General features: G+C 65.0%; 16 protein-coding genes and 1 riboswitch. Of the genes, 8 read left to right on the top strand and 8 right to left on the bottom strand.

What is annotated here, in order from left to right:
• Positions 1-115 precede the first annotated feature (115 nt).
• The gene (locus AC2T4A_RS07280) at positions 116-730 is read left to right on the top strand and encodes a LemA family protein (protein ID WP_416751005.1); all 615 of its coding nucleotides are present in this window, start codon (positions 116-118) and stop codon (positions 728-730) included.
• Entirely contained in the window at positions 727-1,710 is a 984-nt protein-coding gene (locus tag AC2T4A_RS07275; protein ID WP_486742992.1) for a TPM domain-containing protein, read from the top strand. The genes AC2T4A_RS07280 and AC2T4A_RS07275 overlap by 4 nt, the downstream gene beginning before the upstream one ends.
• A gap of 13 nt (positions 1,711-1,723) precedes the next feature.
• Here AC2T4A_RS07275 and AC2T4A_RS07270 read toward each other — a convergent pair whose 3' ends face one another.
• The 5 genes from AC2T4A_RS07270 to gcvA form a co-directional block, all read right to left on the bottom strand.
• Positions 1,724-2,500 carry an ABC transporter ATP-binding protein gene (locus tag AC2T4A_RS07270; protein ID WP_416751009.1) on the bottom strand — a complete coding sequence of 259 codons (777 nt, stop codon included), beginning with the start codon at positions 2,498-2,500 and terminating at the stop codon, positions 1,724-1,726.
• Positions 2,500-3,306 (bottom strand): ABC transporter permease, encoded by an 807-nt coding sequence (locus AC2T4A_RS07265; protein WP_184588097.1) that lies wholly within the window; start codon positions 3,304-3,306, stop codon positions 2,500-2,502. Before AC2T4A_RS07265 ends, AC2T4A_RS07270 begins: the two co-directional genes overlap by 1 nt.
• An 83-nt stretch (positions 3,307-3,389) precedes the next feature.
• Positions 3,390-4,397, bottom strand: coding sequence for an ABC transporter substrate-binding protein (locus AC2T4A_RS07260; protein ID WP_416751012.1), 1,008 nt, complete (start codon positions 4,395-4,397; stop codon positions 3,390-3,392).
• 195 nt (positions 4,398-4,592) lie between these two features.
• A complete protein-coding gene (locus tag AC2T4A_RS07255; protein WP_138213907.1) occupies positions 4,593-5,000 on the bottom strand; it encodes an acyl-CoA thioesterase in 408 nt (135 codons plus the stop codon).
• A gap of 138 nt (positions 5,001-5,138) precedes the next feature.
• Positions 5,139-6,047 carry a transcriptional regulator GcvA gene (gene gcvA / locus AC2T4A_RS07250; protein WP_486742991.1) on the bottom strand — a complete coding sequence of 303 codons (909 nt, stop codon included), beginning with the start codon at positions 6,045-6,047 and terminating at the stop codon, positions 5,139-5,141.
• Between the two features lie 229 nt (positions 6,048-6,276).
• Here gcvA and AC2T4A_RS07245 point away from each other — a divergent pair, with 229 nt between their 5' ends.
• The 6 genes from AC2T4A_RS07245 (at position 6,277) to rhlE2 (ending at position 14,290) form a co-directional block, all read left to right on the top strand.
• Positions 6,277-7,458: an acyl-CoA dehydrogenase gene (locus AC2T4A_RS07245; protein ID WP_038803335.1), complete on the top strand. Its 1,182-nt coding sequence runs from the start codon at positions 6,277-6,279 to the stop codon at positions 7,456-7,458.
• A 138-nt stretch (positions 7,459-7,596) separates the two neighbouring features.
• Positions 7,597-8,820 carry a CaiB/BaiF CoA transferase family protein gene (locus AC2T4A_RS07240; RefSeq protein ID WP_486742990.1) on the top strand — a complete coding sequence of 408 codons (1,224 nt, stop codon included), beginning with the start codon at positions 7,597-7,599 and terminating at the stop codon, positions 8,818-8,820.
• Positions 8,821-9,036: 216 nt separating this feature from the next.
• Positions 9,037-9,149: riboswitch (S-adenosyl-L-homocysteine riboswitch) on the top strand.
• 8 nt (positions 9,150-9,157) lie between these two features.
• A complete protein-coding gene (gene ahcY, locus AC2T4A_RS07235; protein WP_416751019.1) occupies positions 9,158-10,564 on the top strand; it encodes an adenosylhomocysteinase in 1,407 nt (468 codons plus the stop codon).
• Between the two features lie 65 nt (positions 10,565-10,629).
• Positions 10,630-11,160: an HD domain-containing protein gene (locus AC2T4A_RS07230; protein ID WP_486742989.1), complete on the top strand. Its 531-nt coding sequence runs from the start codon at positions 10,630-10,632 to the stop codon at positions 11,158-11,160.
• A 54-nt stretch (positions 11,161-11,214) separates the two neighbouring features.
• Positions 11,215-12,063: a methylenetetrahydrofolate reductase [NAD(P)H] gene (gene metF, locus AC2T4A_RS07225; protein ID WP_416751023.1), complete on the top strand. Its 849-nt coding sequence runs from the start codon at positions 11,215-11,217 to the stop codon at positions 12,061-12,063.
• Between the two features lie 154 nt (positions 12,064-12,217).
• Positions 12,218-14,290 (top strand): RNA helicase RhlE2, encoded by a 2,073-nt coding sequence (rhlE2, locus tag AC2T4A_RS07220; protein ID WP_486742988.1) that lies wholly within the window; start codon positions 12,218-12,220, stop codon positions 14,288-14,290.
• Between the two features lie 224 nt (positions 14,291-14,514).
• Here the strand turns inward: rhlE2 and AC2T4A_RS07215 are convergent, their stop codons facing one another.
• The 3 genes from AC2T4A_RS07215 to AC2T4A_RS07205 form a co-directional block, all read right to left on the bottom strand.
• A complete protein-coding gene (locus AC2T4A_RS07215) occupies positions 14,515-15,249 on the bottom strand; it encodes an amino acid ABC transporter ATP-binding protein (RefSeq protein ID WP_486742987.1) in 735 nt (244 codons plus the stop codon).
• Positions 15,242-16,204 (bottom strand): amino acid ABC transporter permease, encoded by a 963-nt coding sequence (locus AC2T4A_RS07210; RefSeq protein WP_486742986.1) that lies wholly within the window; start codon positions 16,202-16,204, stop codon positions 15,242-15,244. The genes AC2T4A_RS07215 and AC2T4A_RS07210 overlap by 8 nt, the downstream gene beginning before the upstream one ends.
• Before the next feature lie 73 nt (positions 16,205-16,277).
• Positions 16,278-17,075 carry a transporter substrate-binding domain-containing protein gene (locus AC2T4A_RS07205; RefSeq protein WP_138213898.1) on the bottom strand — a complete coding sequence of 266 codons (798 nt, stop codon included), beginning with the start codon at positions 17,073-17,075 and terminating at the stop codon, positions 16,278-16,280.
• Between the last annotated feature and the right edge of the window lie 74 nt (positions 17,076-17,149).

Genomic DNA, 17,149 nt, shown 5'->3' with positions numbered 1-17,149 from the left:
TTCTACCCCGAGCCACCCCGTTGCCGGCAAGCACGGCCTGTTTCGGACATTTCCATCTGACTCCTCAGCCGGAACTGGCCTAGACTGGGCCTTTTCACCAGCACGAGCGCCTGCCATGCCACGCCTGTTCAAATTCCTGACCGCTTACATCCTCGTCACTCTGCTCTCGGGTTGTGGCTACAACGCCATGCAGTCCGGCGATGAAGGAGTGAAGGCCGCCTGGTCGGAAGTGCTCAACCAATACCAGCGCCGCGCAGACCTGATCCCCAACCTGGTCAGCACTGTGAAGGGCTACGCCGCCCACGAAGCCAGCGTGCTGACCCAGGTGACCGAGGCCCGCGCCAAGGTCGGCAGCACCACCCTGAATGCCGACCAGCTCGACGACCCGGAAGCCGTCAAGCGCTTCCAGCAGGCCCAGGGCCAGCTCAGCTCCGCGCTGTCACGCTTGCTGGTGGTCTCGGAAAACTACCCGCAGCTCAAGGCTGACGGCCTGTTCAAGGACCTGCTCACCCAACTCGAAGGTACCGAGAACCGCATCACCGTCGCTCGGGGCCGCTATGTGAAAGCCGTGCAGGAGTACAACGTGATGATTCGCCAGTTCCCGCAGGTGATCACCGCGAAGATCTTCGGCTACAAACCCAAGGCCAACTTCAGCGTCGAGAACGAAGCCGCCATCTCCACCGCGCCTAAAGTGGACTTCGGCAACGCGCCGGCGCAGCCCGCGCAATGACCCTGCCGCGCTGGCTGCTGGCCGCCCTGCTGCTGTGCTGGGCGGCCGTGCTGCAGGCCGCGCCGGTCGCCATCCCGCCGCTCAGCGCGCGTGTCACCGACCTCACCCAGACCCTCGACGCGGGCCAGCGCACTCAGCTCGAAAGCCAGCTCGCTGGCCTGGAGCAACGCAAGGGCGCGCAGATCGCCGTGCTGCTGATTCCCACCACCGGCGAGGACAGCATCGAGGATTACGCGGTACGCGCTTTCGAGCAGTGGAAGCTGGGCCGCAAAGGTGTGGATGATGGTGTGCTGCTGGTGATCGCCAAGAACGACCGCACGCTGCGCATCGAAGTTGGCTACGGGCTGGAAGGCACCATCACTGACGTGCAGGCCGGACGGATCATTCGCGAACAGATCGTCCCCTTCTTCCAGAAAGGCGACTTCGCAGGCGGCGTCCAGGCCGGCGTGAACAGCCTGGTCGCCCTGATCGAGCCTCCGGCCAACGCTGCCGCACCGGACAGCACCGATGACGAGCTGCCGCGCACCGGCCCGGCCGAGAACTACAGCGACACCTACTCCAACCGCAATGCCGCGGCCAGCGAGGAAATCCCGCCCACGCGCCTGGCGGCGATGTTCGGCCTGCTGATCGGCGTACCGCTGCTGGGCATGCTGCTGCCGGTGTCGTGGATGCGCCAGCGCAGCATGGGCCGTTACCTGCTGTGCAGCGCCGTAGTGGGTGCGGCGGCCTCCGGCGTGCTGCTGCTCAGCGAGGCGAACCCTGCGGCGCTGCAACAGCAGATGATCGGCGCCTTCTCGATCCCGCTGGTGCTGTACATCTTCTTCCTGCCGCCGATGTGGCTGACCATGGGCGTGCTGCAACTGCTGATGAGCATCCTCAGCTCCATCGGCCGAGGTGGTCGCGGTGGCGGTGGAGGGGGCGGCGGCTTTCGGGGCGGCGGTGGTTCCAGCGGCGGCGGCGGTGCCTCCGGCCGCTGGTAACGACCGCTGAGAGTTACAGGGCGGCGACGCCCTGTTCTTCCTCGCGGATCGAGCGCAGCACCTGGCGCTGCAGGTCGATGAACTCAGCACTGGCGGCCATGTCCTCGTGGCGCGGGCGACCGAGCTTCACGTCGAAGGTGGTCTTGATCCGTCCAGGGCCGAGCCCCATCACCACGATGCGGTCGGACAGGTAGACCGCCTCTTCCACGTCGTGGGTGACGAACATCACCGTTAAACGGTGGGTTTCCCAGATGCGCGTCAGCAGTTCCTGCATCTGGTGGCGGGTCATGGCGTCCAGCGCACCGAAAGGCTCGTCCATCAGCAGGATCTTCGGCCGGTAGGACAGCGCGCGGGCAATCGCCACGCGCTGCTTCATGCCGCCGGACAACTCGTTCGGATAGGCGTCGGCAAACTTCGTCAGCTTCACCAGTTCAAGGTGCTCATCGGCGATCTCGCGGCATTGCGCGCGGGACAGGCCGGCCGCCTTGAGGGCGAACTCGACGTTCTGCCGCGCGGTGAGCCAGGGCAGCAAGGTATAGGACTGGAACACTACGCCGCGGTCCAGACCCGGCCCGGTGATCGGCACGCCGTCGACCTTCACGCTGCCGCTGTCGAATTCCTCCAGGCCAGCGGCGATGGACAACAGCGTGCTCTTGCCGCAACCCGAGGTGCCGACGATGGAAACGAACTCGTTGTCCGCCAACGTCAGGTCGATGTTGCGCAGTACCTCGCGGCGCTCCTTGCCGACCGCGAAACTCTTGTTCAGGCCGGAAATTTCCAAAGTCGCCATCAGCTGCGCCTCCGGTTGTAACGGAACAGAACCTTCTCGCCGGCACGCATGGCCTGGTCGGTGACCAGCCCGAGGAAGCCGAGCAGGAGGATGTAGCCGATGATGGTGTCGGTCTGGAAGAAGCGCTGGGACACGGTGATGCGGTAGCCCAGGCCCGAGGTCGCGGCCACCAGCTCGGCCAGCACCAGCCAGGTCCAGGCCCAGCCAAGGCTGATCCGCAGGGCGTCCCAGATGCCTGGCAGCGCACTGGGCAGGACGATCTTCAGGAGGATGCGGCGATCCGGCATGCCGAGGGTACGACCAAGGCCAACGAAGTCCGCCGGCACGCGCTTGATCGCGTCCATCACCATCAGCACCTGCTGGAAGAAGGTGCCGATCCAGATGATGAGGAATTTCTGGAAGTCGCTGGTGCCCGCCCAGAGGATGGTCAGCGGGACGAAGGCGACCACCGGCATGTAGCGCACGAAGTCCACCAGCGGCTCGGTGGCGGCCTTCCAGAAGCCGTAGCAGCCGGCGAACACGCCGATCACGATGGACATCGCCGAGGACACCAGGAAGGCCACGGCAATGCGGTACACGCTGACCTTCAGGTCCGACCACAGCGTGCCATCAGCGGCCAGTTTGAGCATGCGCGCCCAGACATCGCCGGGCGCCGGCAGGAAGATCTTCGGTACCGCGCCGCTGGCGCCGGCCAGCCACCACAGCAGTGCCAGCAGGACGAACACGGCACCGCCGATGAGCAGGAAATGGCGCTGCGCGATCGGCTTGCCGATGGTGAACAGCGGGTTGGATTTACGGGCTTTCATGTCGGGCTCGTCGAACGGAGAAAGACGCGCGCCGGCTCGGGGCCGGCGCGCGCCATGTATCAGAAGATCAGGGCATCAGAGGATCAGAGTGCCTCGACGAAGCGCGCGTCGATGGCCTGCGCCGGGGTGACCGGCTGCTGCAGGATGCCGGCTTCGCTGGCGGCCTTCTGGATGTGCTCGAAGGAACCCTTCTGGAAGGCGCCCTTCAGCTCGGCCTGGTTCTCCTTCACCGAGTAGAAGTGCACGCCGTCGAAGGCGCTGGTCAGCTCGGACTCGTCGGCACCCACACCCTTGGCGATGGCAGCACGGCCTTCGGCGCTCTTCTCGTTGTAGTGCTTGAGACCCGCCTCCCAGCTCTTGATCAGCGCCAGCACCTGGCCGGGACGCTCCTTCAGGACTTCGTCGCGCACCACGAATACGTCGCTGATGATGCCCGGGTCATCCGAGCCCTTGTACAGCAGGTTGACCTTGGGGTTCTGCTGCTTGGCGGCGGACAGGTAAGGCTCGTAGGTCACCGCGGCCGGTACCTGGCCGGCGATCAGCGCGCTGCCGGCGTTGGCGGCGGGCATCGGTACCGGCTGCACGTCGGCGATGGTCAGGCCGGCCTTGCGCAGGGCGCTGTGCAGGAGGATGTCGCTGGTGGTGCCTTCTTCGTAGGCGACCTGCTTGCCCTTGAGGTCGGTCAGGGTCTTGATCGACGGATCGACGATCAGCGCATCGGCGCTGGTGCTCTGGTCCAGCAGCAGGACGATCTTCACCGGCAGCCCGGCGGCGACCATGGCCATGGCGGTGTGGGTAGCAAGGTTGCCACCGTCGATCTGGCCGCTGGCCAGGGCGGCGTTCATGTCCTTGTCTTCGGTGAAGTTGACCAGCTCGACCTGCTCCAGGCCATTGGCCTTGAAGGCTCCGGCCTGCTCGGCGACGTACCACTGGCCGTAGCCCAGCCAGGGCTGCATGCCCATCTTGAAGGTGCCGGCCTCGGGCTTGGTGTCGGCCTTGATCGCGGCGGCGTGCGCGGTGCCGGCCAGCAGCAGGCTGGCGCAGGTGGCCACGGCCAGTTGGCGCAGCGCGGATGCGAAGGTGGTGTGCATGATCTCTCCCCGGTCATTGTTTTGCAGCTGCATTCCTGGCGAATGAAGTACTGCAGGATCGGCGGGGAGCTCGCGTCGGCCCATGCCCGCCGTGGGCGGGCACAGGCTCACATTCAATCGACGCAAATGCAAAGGCTTTCGCCGCGGCTCGGCTTGGCTCCGGGCACGCTGGCAATCGCCTGGGCGAATCAGCCGTCAGGGCTGGGGAATGGCGTCGTCCTTGAACTGATCCTTGATGTAGAGGATCTCGGTGCGACCGTGCGGCGCCGGCTGGCCATCCGGACCGATGTTGACGAAGACCATCTTGTCGACCGTGAGGATGCTCTTGCGGGTGATCTTGTTGCGCACTTCGCAGCTCAGGGTGATCGAGGTGCGGCCGAACTCGGTGGCGGTGATGCCCAGCTCGATGATGTCGCCCTGGCGCGCGGAACTGACGAAGTTGATCTCCGAAATGAACTTGGTGACCACACGCTGGTTGCCCAACTGGACGATGGCGTAGATCGCCGCTTCTTCGTCGATCCACTTCAGAAGACTACCGCCGAACAGGGTGCCGTTCGGGTTGAGGTCTTCAGGTTTGACCCATTTGCGGGTATGGAAATTCATGGAAGCTCCTTCTTGGGAGGTTGCGCCTCGTGAGCGCGATGACGGGGAAAGCCCCGCCGGCTATGCAAGTGTGGACCTGGCCGGCGCCAGAGACCTTGCCATGACTCAGAGCCTATTCAACATCTTGCGAGCAGATGTTCAGCCGAGGCCGGCTTCGGCGCGGTATCGTGCCGCCTCATCCACCAGCCAGTCGCGGAAAGCGCCCAGGGTCGCCGACTCCACCTTGCGTTCGGGAATCATCAGGTAATAGGCATTTTCGCTCAAATAGGCATGTTGCATCGCCACGATCAGCCTGCCGTCGGCCAGCTCCTGCTGGATCAGCATCGGCGGGATCAGCGCGACGCCCATGCCATGCATGGCTGCCTGGGCGAGCATGGAGAACAGCTCGTAGCGGGTACCGCTCATGTCGTGCGCCACGCTCATCCCCAGCGAGCCGAACCACTGGCGCCAGGCATAGGGCCGGGTGGTCTGCTGCATCAGCGGCAGCTCGGCGATCTGCGCGGCAGACAGCTCCCGGTGCCCACCCAGCAGTTCCGGGCTGCACACCGGCACCGGGTTCTCGTGCATGAGGAAGTTGGCCACGGTGCCGGACCACACGCCATCGCCAAAGTACAGCGCGGCATCGAACTCGGTGTCGGCGAAGAGGAAAGGCCGCGTGCGGTTGGTCATGTTCACCGTGACCTCCGGATGAAGCCGCTTGAAGTCCTTCAGCCGTGGCAGCAGCCACTGGGTGGCAAAGGTCGGCACCACCGCCAGCTCCAGCGTGCCGCCTCCCTGCTGGCCCATCACCGCCAGGGTGTCACGCTCCACGGCATCCAGACGCTGGGCGACACGACGGCTGTAGTTGAGCCCGGCCTCGGTCAGCTTCACCCCGCGCCGCGAGCGGCGAAACAGCTCGACGCCGAGGAAATCCTCGAGCGTGGCGATTTGCCGGCAGATCGCGCTCTGGGTCAGCGACAGCTCATCCGCGGCCTTGGTGAAGCTCTCGTGGCGGGCGGCGGATTCGAAGGCGACAAGCGCCGCGGTGGTCGGGATCTTGCGTCGCATCGAATGCCTCTTCGGAATATCGTGATGCGCAGAATTCGCCAGGAACGCCTGATATAGAGGCAATCCCTATAGAAAAATGCATCAAACCCACAATTACGGAGTGACAAAATAGCACAACAGCGTGCGAATTAGTCGGTTGCTCGGCTTCCCGACGGCTGACTAGGATGGCCCACACCGAGCCCGCCTAGACTTGTGCGGGTCATTCACTGTCTGCGTTCGAGGTTTCTCCATGGCGACCAAAGCAAGCTTCAACTGGGAAGATCCGCTGCTGCTGGATCAGCAACTCACCGAAGAAGAGCGCATGGTGCGTGACAGCGCCCAGCAGTTCGCCCAGGACAAGCTGGCCCCTCGCGTGCTGGAAGCTTTCCGCCATGAGCAGACCGACCCGGCGATCTTCCGCGAGATGGGCGAAACCGGCCTGCTCGGCGCGACCATCCCCGAACAATACGGCGGCAGCGGCCTGAACTACGTGTGCTACGGCCTGATCGCCCGTGAGGTCGAGCGCATCGACTCCGGCTACCGCTCGATGATGAGCGTGCAGTCCTCCCTGGTGATGGTGCCGATCAACGAATTCGGCAACGAAGCCACCAAGCAGAAGTACCTGCCGAAACTGGCCAGCGGCGAATACATCGGCTGCTTCGGCCTGACCGAGCCGGACCACGGCTCCGACCCGGGCTCGATGATCACCCGCGCCAAGAAAGTCGACGGCGGCTACCGTCTGACCGGCGCCAAGATGTGGATCACCAACAGCCCGATCGCCGACGTTTTCGTGGTCTGGGCCAAGGATGACGAAGGCCAGATCCGCGGCTTCGTCCTCGAAAAAGGCTGGGAAGGCCTGTCCGCCCCGGCGATCCACGGCAAGGTCGGCCTGCGCGCCTCGATCACCGGCGAGATCGTGATGAACAACGTGTTCTGCCCGGAAGAAAACGCCTTCCCCGACGTGCGCGGCCTGCGTGGTCCGTTCACCTGCCTGAACTCCGCTCGCTACGGCATTTCCTGGGGTGCTCTGGGTGCCGCCGAAGCCTGCTGGCACACCGCTCGCCAGTACACCCTGGACCGCAAGCAGTTCGGCCGCCCGCTGGCCGCCAACCAGCTGATCCAGAAGAAACTGGCCGACATGCAGACCGACATCACCCTCGCCCTGCAAGGCTGCCTGCGCCTGGGCCGCATGAAGGACGAAGGCACCGCCGCCGTCGAAATCACCTCGATCATGAAGCGCAACAGCTGCGGCAAGGCCCTGGACATCGCCCGCCTGGCCCGCGACATGCTCGGCGGCAACGGCATCTCCGACGAGTTCGGCGTGGCCCGCCACCTGGTCAACCTGGAAGTGGTGAACACCTACGAAGGCACCCACGACGTCCACGCGCTGATCCTCGGCCGCGCCCAGACCGGCATCCAGGCGTTCTTCTAAGTAACGCCCCGCGCTGGCCCGCCTCATCGGGAGAGCGAGTCAGCGCACGCTTTACCTCTCGCCCGAGAGGCCCCGGGGAGGACCGTGGAGTCCCCGCACCGCGTCCTCCCCGCCCCTATTCACGTTGCAGGTGATTGCATGTCCGGCGCCCTTTCGCACATCCGTGTCCTCGACCTCTCCCGCGTTCTTGCCGGCCCCTGGGCCGGGCAGATCCTCGCCGACCTCGGCGCGGAAGTGATCAAGATCGAGCGTCCCGGCAGCGGCGACGACACCCGCGCCTGGGGCCCGCCGTTCCTCAAGGACGCCGACGGCCGCGACACCAGCGAAGCGGCGTATTACCTGTCGGCGAACCGCAACAAGAAATCCCTGACCATCGACTTCACCCAGCCCGAAGGCCAGCGCCTGGTGCGCGAACTCGCCGCCAAGGCCGACATCGTGCTGGAGAACTTCAAGGTCGGCGGCCTGAAAGCCTACGGCCTGGACTACGAGTCGCTGAAAGCGCTGAACCCGAAGCTGATCTACTGCTCGATCACCGGCTTCGGCCAGTTCGGCCCCTATGCCAAGCGCGCCGGCTACGACTTCATGATCCAGGGCCTGGGCGGCCTGATGAGCCTGACCGGCCGCTCCGACGCCGAGGAAGGCGCCGGCCCGGTGAAAGTCGGCGTGGCGCTGACCGACATCCTCACCGGCCTGTACTCGTCCACCGCGATCCTCGCCGCCCTCGCCCACCGAGACGTCAGCGGCATCGGCCAACACATCGACATGGCGCTGCTGGACGTGCAGGTCGCCTGCCTGGCCAACCAGACCCTGAACTACCTGACCACCGGCAACCCGCCGCGTCGCCTGGGCAACGCGCACCCGAACATCGTGCCGTACCAGGACTTCCCGACCGCCGATGGCGACCTGATCCTCACCGTCGGCAACGATGGCCAGTTCCGCAAGTTCGCCGAACTGGCGGGCCACCCGGAATGGGCCACCGACGAGCGTTTCGCCACCAACCAGGCGCGCGTGGCGCACCGCGAGGTGCTGATCCCACTGATCCGCCAGGCCACCGTGATGCGCACCACTGCCGAGTGGATCACCGTGCTGGAGCAGGCCAGCGTGCCGTGCGGGCCGATCAACGATCTGGCCCAGGTGTTCGCCGATCCGCAGGTGATTGCCCGCGGCCTGCGCGTGGACCTGCCGCACCCGCTGGCCGGCACAGTGCCGCAGGTCGCCAGCCCGATCCGCCTGTCCGAGACGCCGGTGGAATACCGCAACGCCCCGCCGACCCTCGGTCAGCACACGCAGGAAATCCTCGAAGGCGTGCTGGGCCTGGACCAGGCGGCCATTGGCAAACTGCGCGACGGCGGCGTCATCTAAGCCTCCTGACAACCGGCACCCGTGCCCTGCGGGTGCCCGACGATCCCCGAAACGACGCCCGCGCCAGGGTTTTCACGGCCCCTGGCGCGGGCGCGACGGGGAGCCTGGCCGCGACTCACTGCGCGAACGCGACCAAAAGCCTTTGGCTTGTCATGCGCCATGGCTATAATCCGCGAGCTTCAATAACGGCCGGCGCTGCCCGGTCGTTCCCGCCACCTGTCCGAGGGGCGCTGCAGCAGGTCGATTCGCTTCGGCTTGTCAGGCTCGGACGGGGCGCGTCACGGTCGGCTGCCGCCGATCGCCAAACGCATCAACGGCGCCCATTCGCAGACAACGAATGGAGTTACACATGAGCGCTGCTTTTACTGACTACAAAGTCGCCGACATTTCCCTGGCCGCCTGGGGCCGCCGCGAGCTGATCATCGCCGAGTCCGAAATGCCGGCTCTGATGGGCCTGCGCCGCAAATACGCCGCCAGCCAGCCGCTGAAAGGCGCAAAAATCCTCGGCTGCATCCACATGACCATCCAGACCGGCGTACTGATCGAGACGCTGACTGCGCTGGGCGCCGAAGTGCGCTGGTCGAGCTGCAACATCTTCTCCACCCAGGATCAGGCCGCTGCCGCCATCGCCGCCGCCGGCATCCCGGTGTTCGCCTGGAAAGGCGAGACGGAAGCCGAGTACGAGTGGTGCATCGAGCAGACCATCCTCAAGGATGGCCAGCCGTGGGACGCCAACATGGTGCTGGACGACGGCGGCGACCTGACCGAAATCCTGCACAAGAAATACCCGCAGATGCTCGAGCGCATCCACGGCGTCACCGAAGAGACCACCACCGGTGTGCACCGCCTGCTCGACATGCTCAAGGCCGGCACCCTGAAAGTCCCGGCGATCAACGTCAACGACGCGGTCACCAAGAGCAAGAACGACAACAAGTACGGCTGCCGTCACAGCCTGAACGACGCCATCAAGCGCGGCACCGACCACCTGCTGTCGGGCAAGCAGGCCCTGGTGATCGGCTACGGCGACGTAGGCAAGGGCTCCGCCCAGTCCCTGCGTCAGGAAGGCATGATCGTGAAGGTCTCCGAAATCGACCCGATCTGCGCCATGCAGGCCTGCATGGACGGCTTCGAGCTGGTTTCCCCCTACAAGAACGGCCTGAACGACGGCACCGAGGCCAGCGTTGACGCCGCCCTGCTGGGCAAGATCGACCTGATCGTCACCACCACCGGCAACGTCAATGTCTGCGACGCCGGCATGCTCAAAGCGCTGAAGAAGCGCGCCGTGGTGTGCAACATCGGTCACTTCGACAACGAGATCGACACCGCCTTCATGCGCAAAACCTGGGCCTGGGAAGAGGTCAAGCCGCAGGTGCACAAGATTCACCGCACCGGCGCTGGCGACTTCGACCCGGCCAACGATGACTACCTGATCCTGCTGGCCGAAGGCCGCCTGGTGAACCTGGGCAACGCTACCGGCCACCCGAGCCGCATCATGGACGGCTCCTTCGCCAACCAGGTGCTGGCGCAGATCTTCCTGTTCGAGCAGAAGTACGCTGACCTCTCCGCCGAGAAGAAAGCCGAGCGTCTGACCGTCGAAGTGCTGCCGAAGAAGCTGGACGAAGAAGTGGCCCTGGAGATGGTGAAAGGCTTCGGTGGCGTCGTCACCCAGCTGACCCCGAAACAGGCCGAGTACATCGGCGTGACCGTGGAAGGCCCGTTCAAGCCGGACACCTACCGCTACTGATGTGCCAGAGGGCAGACGAGCAATCGTCTGCCCTCTTTGCCATTGGGCGTCATTGGAAAACTTGCATGGACCTGCAGGACAGCTACAGCCAGGCCTGGATCTTCGCCGCCGGCGCTCACGCCGGGCAGACCCTGACCGCCTCGACGCTGCCCTACGCGGTCCACCTGGCAATGGTGGCCAATGAAGTGATGGCGGCCGACCGCGAAGCGCCCATCGAGCGCCTGGCGGAAACCGTTCAGATCGCCCTGCTGCACGACGTGCTCGAAGACACCCCGGTGCCCTTCGAGGAACTGCAGACGCGTTTCGGCGAGTTCGTTGCCGAAGGCGCCCAGTGCCTGAGCAAGGTGGTGAATGGCGAGAAACTGCCATTCGACATCTACCTCCAAAGGCTGGCGACCGGCGCCTCGCAGTATGCGATCGTCAAGCTGTGCGACCGGATCACCAACCTGCAGCCGCCACCCTCGACCTGGGCGCGGAGCAAGATTGCCGAATACCATGTTCAGTCGCAGCGCATCCTGGCCGTCCTCGGCCATGCGCACGAGCCCAGCGCCGAGCGACTGCGCACGAAGATAGACCACTACCGCCGTTACTTCTGAAGTCGACGGCACATGCCGGCAGCCACGCGATGACGCGGCGCCGAAGGAACGACCATGAGTCAGAAAGAACGCCGTTTCAGCTTCGAGTTCTTCCCCGCCAAGACCGAAGCCGGCCATGAAAAACTGCTGGCCACCGCACGCCAGCTGGCCGCGAAAAAGCCCGACTTCTTCTCCTGCACCTACGGTGCCGGCGGCTCCACTCGCGACCGTACCCTGACCACCGTGCTGCAACTGGACGGCGACGTGCAGGTGCCGACCGCGCCGCACCTGTCCTGTGTCGGCGACACCAAGGCCGAGCTTTCCGCCTTGCTGGCGCACTACAAGGACGCCGGCATCCGTCGCATCGTCGCCCTGCGCGGCGACCTGCCCTCGGGCATGGGCATGGCCAGCGGCGAGCTGCGGTACGCCAACGAACTGGTGGAGTTCATCCGCGCCGAAACCGGTGATCACTTCCACATCGAAGTTGCCGCCTATCCGGAAGTTCACCCGCAAGCGCGCAATTTCGAGGATGATTTGGCGAATTTCGTGCGCAAGGTCAAAGCCGGCGCCGACTCTGCCATCACACAATACTTCTTCAACGCCGACAGCTACTTCCATTTTGTCGAGCGTGCGGAGAAACTCGGTGTCAGCATTCCGGTCGTACCGGGTATCATGCCGATCACCAACTACACCAAACTGGCCCGCTTCTCCGACGCCTGTGGCGCGGAAATCCCCCGCTGGATTCGCAAGCAGCTGGAAGCCTACGGCGACGACATCGCCAGCATCCAGGCCTTTGGTGAGCAGGTCATCACCGACATGTGCGAACGCCTCCTCGAAGGCGGCGCACCCGGTCTGCATTTCTACACCCTGAACCAGGCTGAACCCAGCCTGGCGCTCTGGAACAACCTCAAGCTCCCCCGCTGAGGATCATTGCTCCGGGCTTACCGTCCGCGATCCCGGCCAGCGCAACGCCGGCGTATCGTGGACGGGGTGCTTCCAGCCATCGGCCGAGCACTCGCCCCGAGCTTGAAATCACGCGCCCTCGAGCCGGCAGGTCGCCGGCCTACAGGAACCCCGCATGTCCTTTTCCTCCCTCGGTCTCTCCGAGGCCCTGGCTGGCGCCGTTGAAGCCGCTGGCTACGCGCGCCCCACTCCCGTTCAGGAACGCGCCATCCCCGCTGTACTGCAAGGCCGCGACCTCATGGTTGCCGCCCAGACCGGCACCGGCAAGACCGGCGGCTTCGCCCTCCCGGTACTCGAGCGCCTGTTCCCCGAAGGCCACCCGGACCGCGAACACCGCCATGGCCCACGCCAGGCCCGCGTCCTGGTACTGACTCCGACCCGTGAGCTGGCTGCCCAGGTGCACGACAGCTTCAAGGTCTACGCCCGTGACCTGCCACTGAAAAGCGCCTGCATCTTCGGCGGCGTTGGCATGAATCCGCAGGTGCAGGCCATGTCCAAGGGCGTCGACGTCCTGGTCGCCTGCCCCGGTCGCCTGCTCGACCTGATCGGCCAGGGCAGCGTCGACCTGTCCCGCGTGGAAATCCTCGTCCTCGACGAAGCCGACCGCATGCTCGACATGGGCTTCATCCACGACGTCAAGAAGGTCCTCGCCAAGCTTCCGGCCAAGCGCCAGAACCTGCTGTTCTCGGCGACCTTCTCCAAGGACATCATCGACCTCACCAACAAGCTCCTGCACAACCCGGAGCGCATCGAGGTCACCCCGCCGAACACCACGGTCGAGCGCATCGAACAACGTGTGTTCCGCATTCCGTCCGTGCAGAAGCGCGCCCTCCTCGCGCACCTGGTGACCATGGGCGCCTGGGAGCAGGTGCTGGTGTTCACCCGCACCAAGCACGGCGCCAATCGCCTGGCCGAGTACCTGACCAAGCACGGCCTGCCGTCTGCAGCGATCCACGGCAACAAGAGCCAGAACGCGCGCACCAAGGCCCTGGCCGATTTCAAGGCCAACGACGTGCGCATCCTGGTCGCCACCGACATCGCCGCCCGCGGCCTGGACATCGACCAGTTGCCCCACGTGGTCAACTACGAGCTGCCTAACGTCGAGGAAGACTATGTCCACCGCATCGGCCGTACCGGCCGCGCCGGTCGCACCGGTGAAGCCATCTCGCTGGTGGCGCCGGACGAGGACAAGCTGCTCAAGGCCATCGAGCGCCTGACCAAGCAGCGCATCCCCGATGGCGACATGCAGGGCTTCGACCCCGACACAGTGCTGCCGGAAGTCCAGCAGCCCGAAGCGAAGGAAGCTCCCCAGCGCCAGCCGCGCAAGGACAAGGCCAAGCGCGGCGAGCGCAAGGACCGTAACAAGGACAAACCGCAGCAGGCACAGGGCGAAGAGCAACAGAACGCCGCCCCCGCCGCTGAAGGCGAATCCGCTGACGGCGACAAGCCCGCCGGCAAACGCCGCCGTCGTGGCGGCCGTGGCAAGAAGAAGGGTGATGGCCAGGGCAGTGATGCTCAGCCGAACGCCAGCGCCAGCGATCAGCCGCGCGAGCCTCGTCAACCGCGCCAGCCCCGCCAGCAGGACCAGCAGGGCCAGGGTCGTCAGCAGCAGGCCAGGCCGGCTCGCGCGCCGAAGGCCGACGGCAATCGCGACCCTGAAGAATTCCTCGACGACGACTTCGACAACTTCGGCAACCGCGCTGATTACGTCAGCCCCTTCCCGGACAAGGACCAGCAGCGTGGCCAGCGCCGCCGTGGCGGTCAGGGCCAGGGGCAAGGCCAGGGCCAGAACCAGGGCCAGCAGCGCCCTCGCAGCCAGGGTGCCCAGGGCGGTGGCCAGGGCGGAAGCGGCCAGGGCCGTAGCCAGGGTCAAGGACAAGGTCAGGGGCGCGCCGCCAAGAAGCCTAACGGCGGTGGTCGTCCTCAGGGCCAAGGCCAGGGCGGCAACGCTCAGGGCAAGGCCGGCCAGCGCAAGCGCGGTGGCAAGGCTCCGGCTTCCCGCATGAACGACGCCCCGCTGCGTGAGCCGAGCGAATATGGCGCCGCCAAGCCGACCCGCCAGCCGGTGGTGATCAACAAGCGCGACCTGGTCCGCACTGATCGCTTCCCGACGCCGGAGCAGCTGGAAGAGCTGGAGCCGCGCCGCAAGACCGAGCGTCCCGCGCTGCTGACCCGCAACCGCGAGTGATGCCGTAAAAGAAACCGCCCTTCGGGGCGGTTTCTTTTTGCCTGGGAGTTGTGGGGCTCCCTGGATACCGGAAGGTTTTTGGTAGGAGCGAGCTTGCTCGCGAACCGGGTCCGCAGCGGAGCTTGTTCGCGAGCAACCGCGCTCTTACAAGAGCCGCGCCCTCGCACACCGAACAAGCACAAAAAAGCCGCCCGAAGGCGGCTTTTTTAACGCTGACGATGCCCTCACAGCACCTGCCGCAGGAAGGTCTGCGCACGCGCATCCTTGGGCTGGGCGAAGAACTCCGCCGGAGGGGCGTCTTCCAGCAGCTTGCCGTGATCGAAGAACAGCACGCGGTCCGCCACTTCACGGGCAAAGCCCATCTCGTGGGTCACGCAGACCATGGTCATGCCCTCCAGCGCGAGGGTCTTCATCACGTCCAGCACCTCGCCGACCATCTCCGGGTCGAGCGCCGAGGTGGGCTCGTCGAACAGCATCACCTTCGGGTCCATACACAGCGCACGAGCAATGGCCACGCGCTGCTGCTGGCCGCCGGAGAGACGCGACGGGTATTCGTTGGCCTTCTGGCCGATGCCGACCTTCTCCAGCAATGCTTTTGCCTTGGCTTCGCGCTCGGCCTTGCCGCGCTTGCGCACGACTTTCTGCGCCAGGCAAAGGTTCTCCAGCACGGTCATGTGCGGGAACAGGTTGAAGTGCTGGAACACCATGCCAACTTCGCGGCGGTAGGCGTTGATGTCGGTCTTCGGATCGGCGAGATCGAGGCCATCGATACTCACCGAGCCTTCGTCGAATTCTTCCAGGCCGTTCAGGCAGCGCAGGAAGGTGGACTTGCCCGAGCCGGACGGCCCGATCACCACCACCACTTCACCCTTGGCTACGCCGGTGGTGACGTCATCCACCGCGCGCACGACCTGCCCGCGGGTATCGAAAACCTTGGTCAGGTTACGGACTTCAATCACTTTGGCCGAGCCTCCGCTCCAGGCGCCCCGCCAGATGCGACAGCGGCAGGTTGATCACGAGGTAGAGCGCGGCGACGCAGAACCAGATCTCGAAGGTGGAGAACGAGGTGGTGATCGCCTCGCGGCCGCTCTTGGTCAGCTCGGTAATGGCGATCACCGAGACCAGGGAAGTGTCTTTCACCAGGCTGATGAACTGCCCGGCCAGTGGCGGCAGCACGCGCTTGAAGGCCTGCGGCAGGATCACGTGGCGCATCGACTGCGCGGCGTTCAGCCCCAGGGAGCGCGCAGCTTCGTCCTGACCACGGGCAATGGACTGCACGCCGGCACGGACGATCTCGGCCACGTAGGCGCCAGTGAACAGCGCCAGCGCCGCCACGCCCGCGAACTCACGGGAGAGGTTCAGCACGGTGGCGATGAAGAAGTAGAAGATGAATATCTGCACCAGCAGCGGCGTGCCGCGCACCAGTTCGACGTAGAGCGTCGAAAGGTCGTGCAGGGTCGGGTTCTTCGAGAGCCGGCAGAGACCGGTGAACAGGCCGATAACCAGGCCAAGCGCGCCGGAGACGAAAGAGATCCACACCGTGGTCCACAGGCCCCAGGCCAGCGGGCCGGCGGCCCAGTGGCGGGTCGCGCCGACCACATCGCCTTCGGCGACATCGTCGTTCTCGGAGAACTGCAGGCTGTCGGCAGCCACCGTCAGCACCTGCTGCTTGCCGTCTTCGTCCACCAGGGTGACGCGAGCGTTGCCGCCCTGTTCCTCGATCTTCTCTACCCGCGAGATGGCGTCCGCGCGCAGGGGCTCTTCGGCCTGGTAGGCGAAGTACTGCGGGACGCGATTCCAGCGCCATTCGTAGGAGATCAGCGAAGTGGAGTACCAGAGGGCCAGGCCGATCAACAGCAGGATCAGTCCGGTCAGCCCGTGCCAGGGCCAGGTTGCGCGTTTCGTTCTAGCCACGAATCTCTACCGTGAAAATGCGAACGCGCAGGCTCAGGGCCTGCGCGTCGGGTCAACCAGCGTCAGACGTGGATTATTCCATGTCCTTGAGCCAGTCGGTGCTCTTGAACCACTTGTCGTGCAGACGATCGTAGGTGCCGTCTTCACGAATCTGCTTGAGGAAGTTGTTGATGAAGTTGATCGAGTCGTAGTCGCCCTTCTTCAGGCCGAAGGCCAGCGGCTCGTAGGTGAACGGCTGGTCCAGGTGCACCAGCTTGCCGGCGCCGAACTTGCTCACGCCAACGACGTTGTAGGGCGAGTCGTAGATGAAGGCGTCGGCCTTGCCGTTGACCACGTCCATGACCGCTTCGGGCTCGTTGTCGAAGCCGTGGTACTGGGCCTTGGACAGCTGCTTCTTGGCGACGAATTCGCCAGTGGTGCCGATCTTGGAGGTGATGCGGTACTTGGCGTCATTCAGGTCCTTGTAGGACTTGATCTCGCCTTGCAGCTCCTTGCGGATCAGCAGGGTCTGGCCAACCACGATGAAGGGATCGGAGAAGTTCAGGCGCAGGTTGCGTTCCTGGGTCAGGGTCATGCCCGAGCCGATCATGTCGAACTTGTCGGTGAGCAGGGCCGGGATGATGCCGTCATAGGCGGTGGAGACCAGCTCCAGCTTGACGTTCATGGATTTGGCCATGGCCTTGAGCAGGTCCACTTCGAAACCGACGATCTGACCACGCTTGTTGGTCATCTCGAACGGCATGTAGGTCGGGTCCATGCCCACGCGCAGGGTGCCGCGCTTGGCCGCTTCATCGATGGCGCCGGCCTGAGCCGCGCTCACGCTGACCAGGGCGCAGACGCCCATCACCAGCGATGCCAGGTACTTTTTCATCCCCATACTCCCAAGCAAGTGAAAGAACTTGTTGTTTTTTCCAGCGATCGAACCGGGCGCGCCAAAGCATGCCC

It is taken from the genome of Pseudomonas sp. PVC-3-1 (assembly GCF_057444315.1).
The sequence above is the reverse complement of the archived record's forward strand: the minus strand, read 5'-3'. Positions and strand labels throughout refer to the sequence as shown.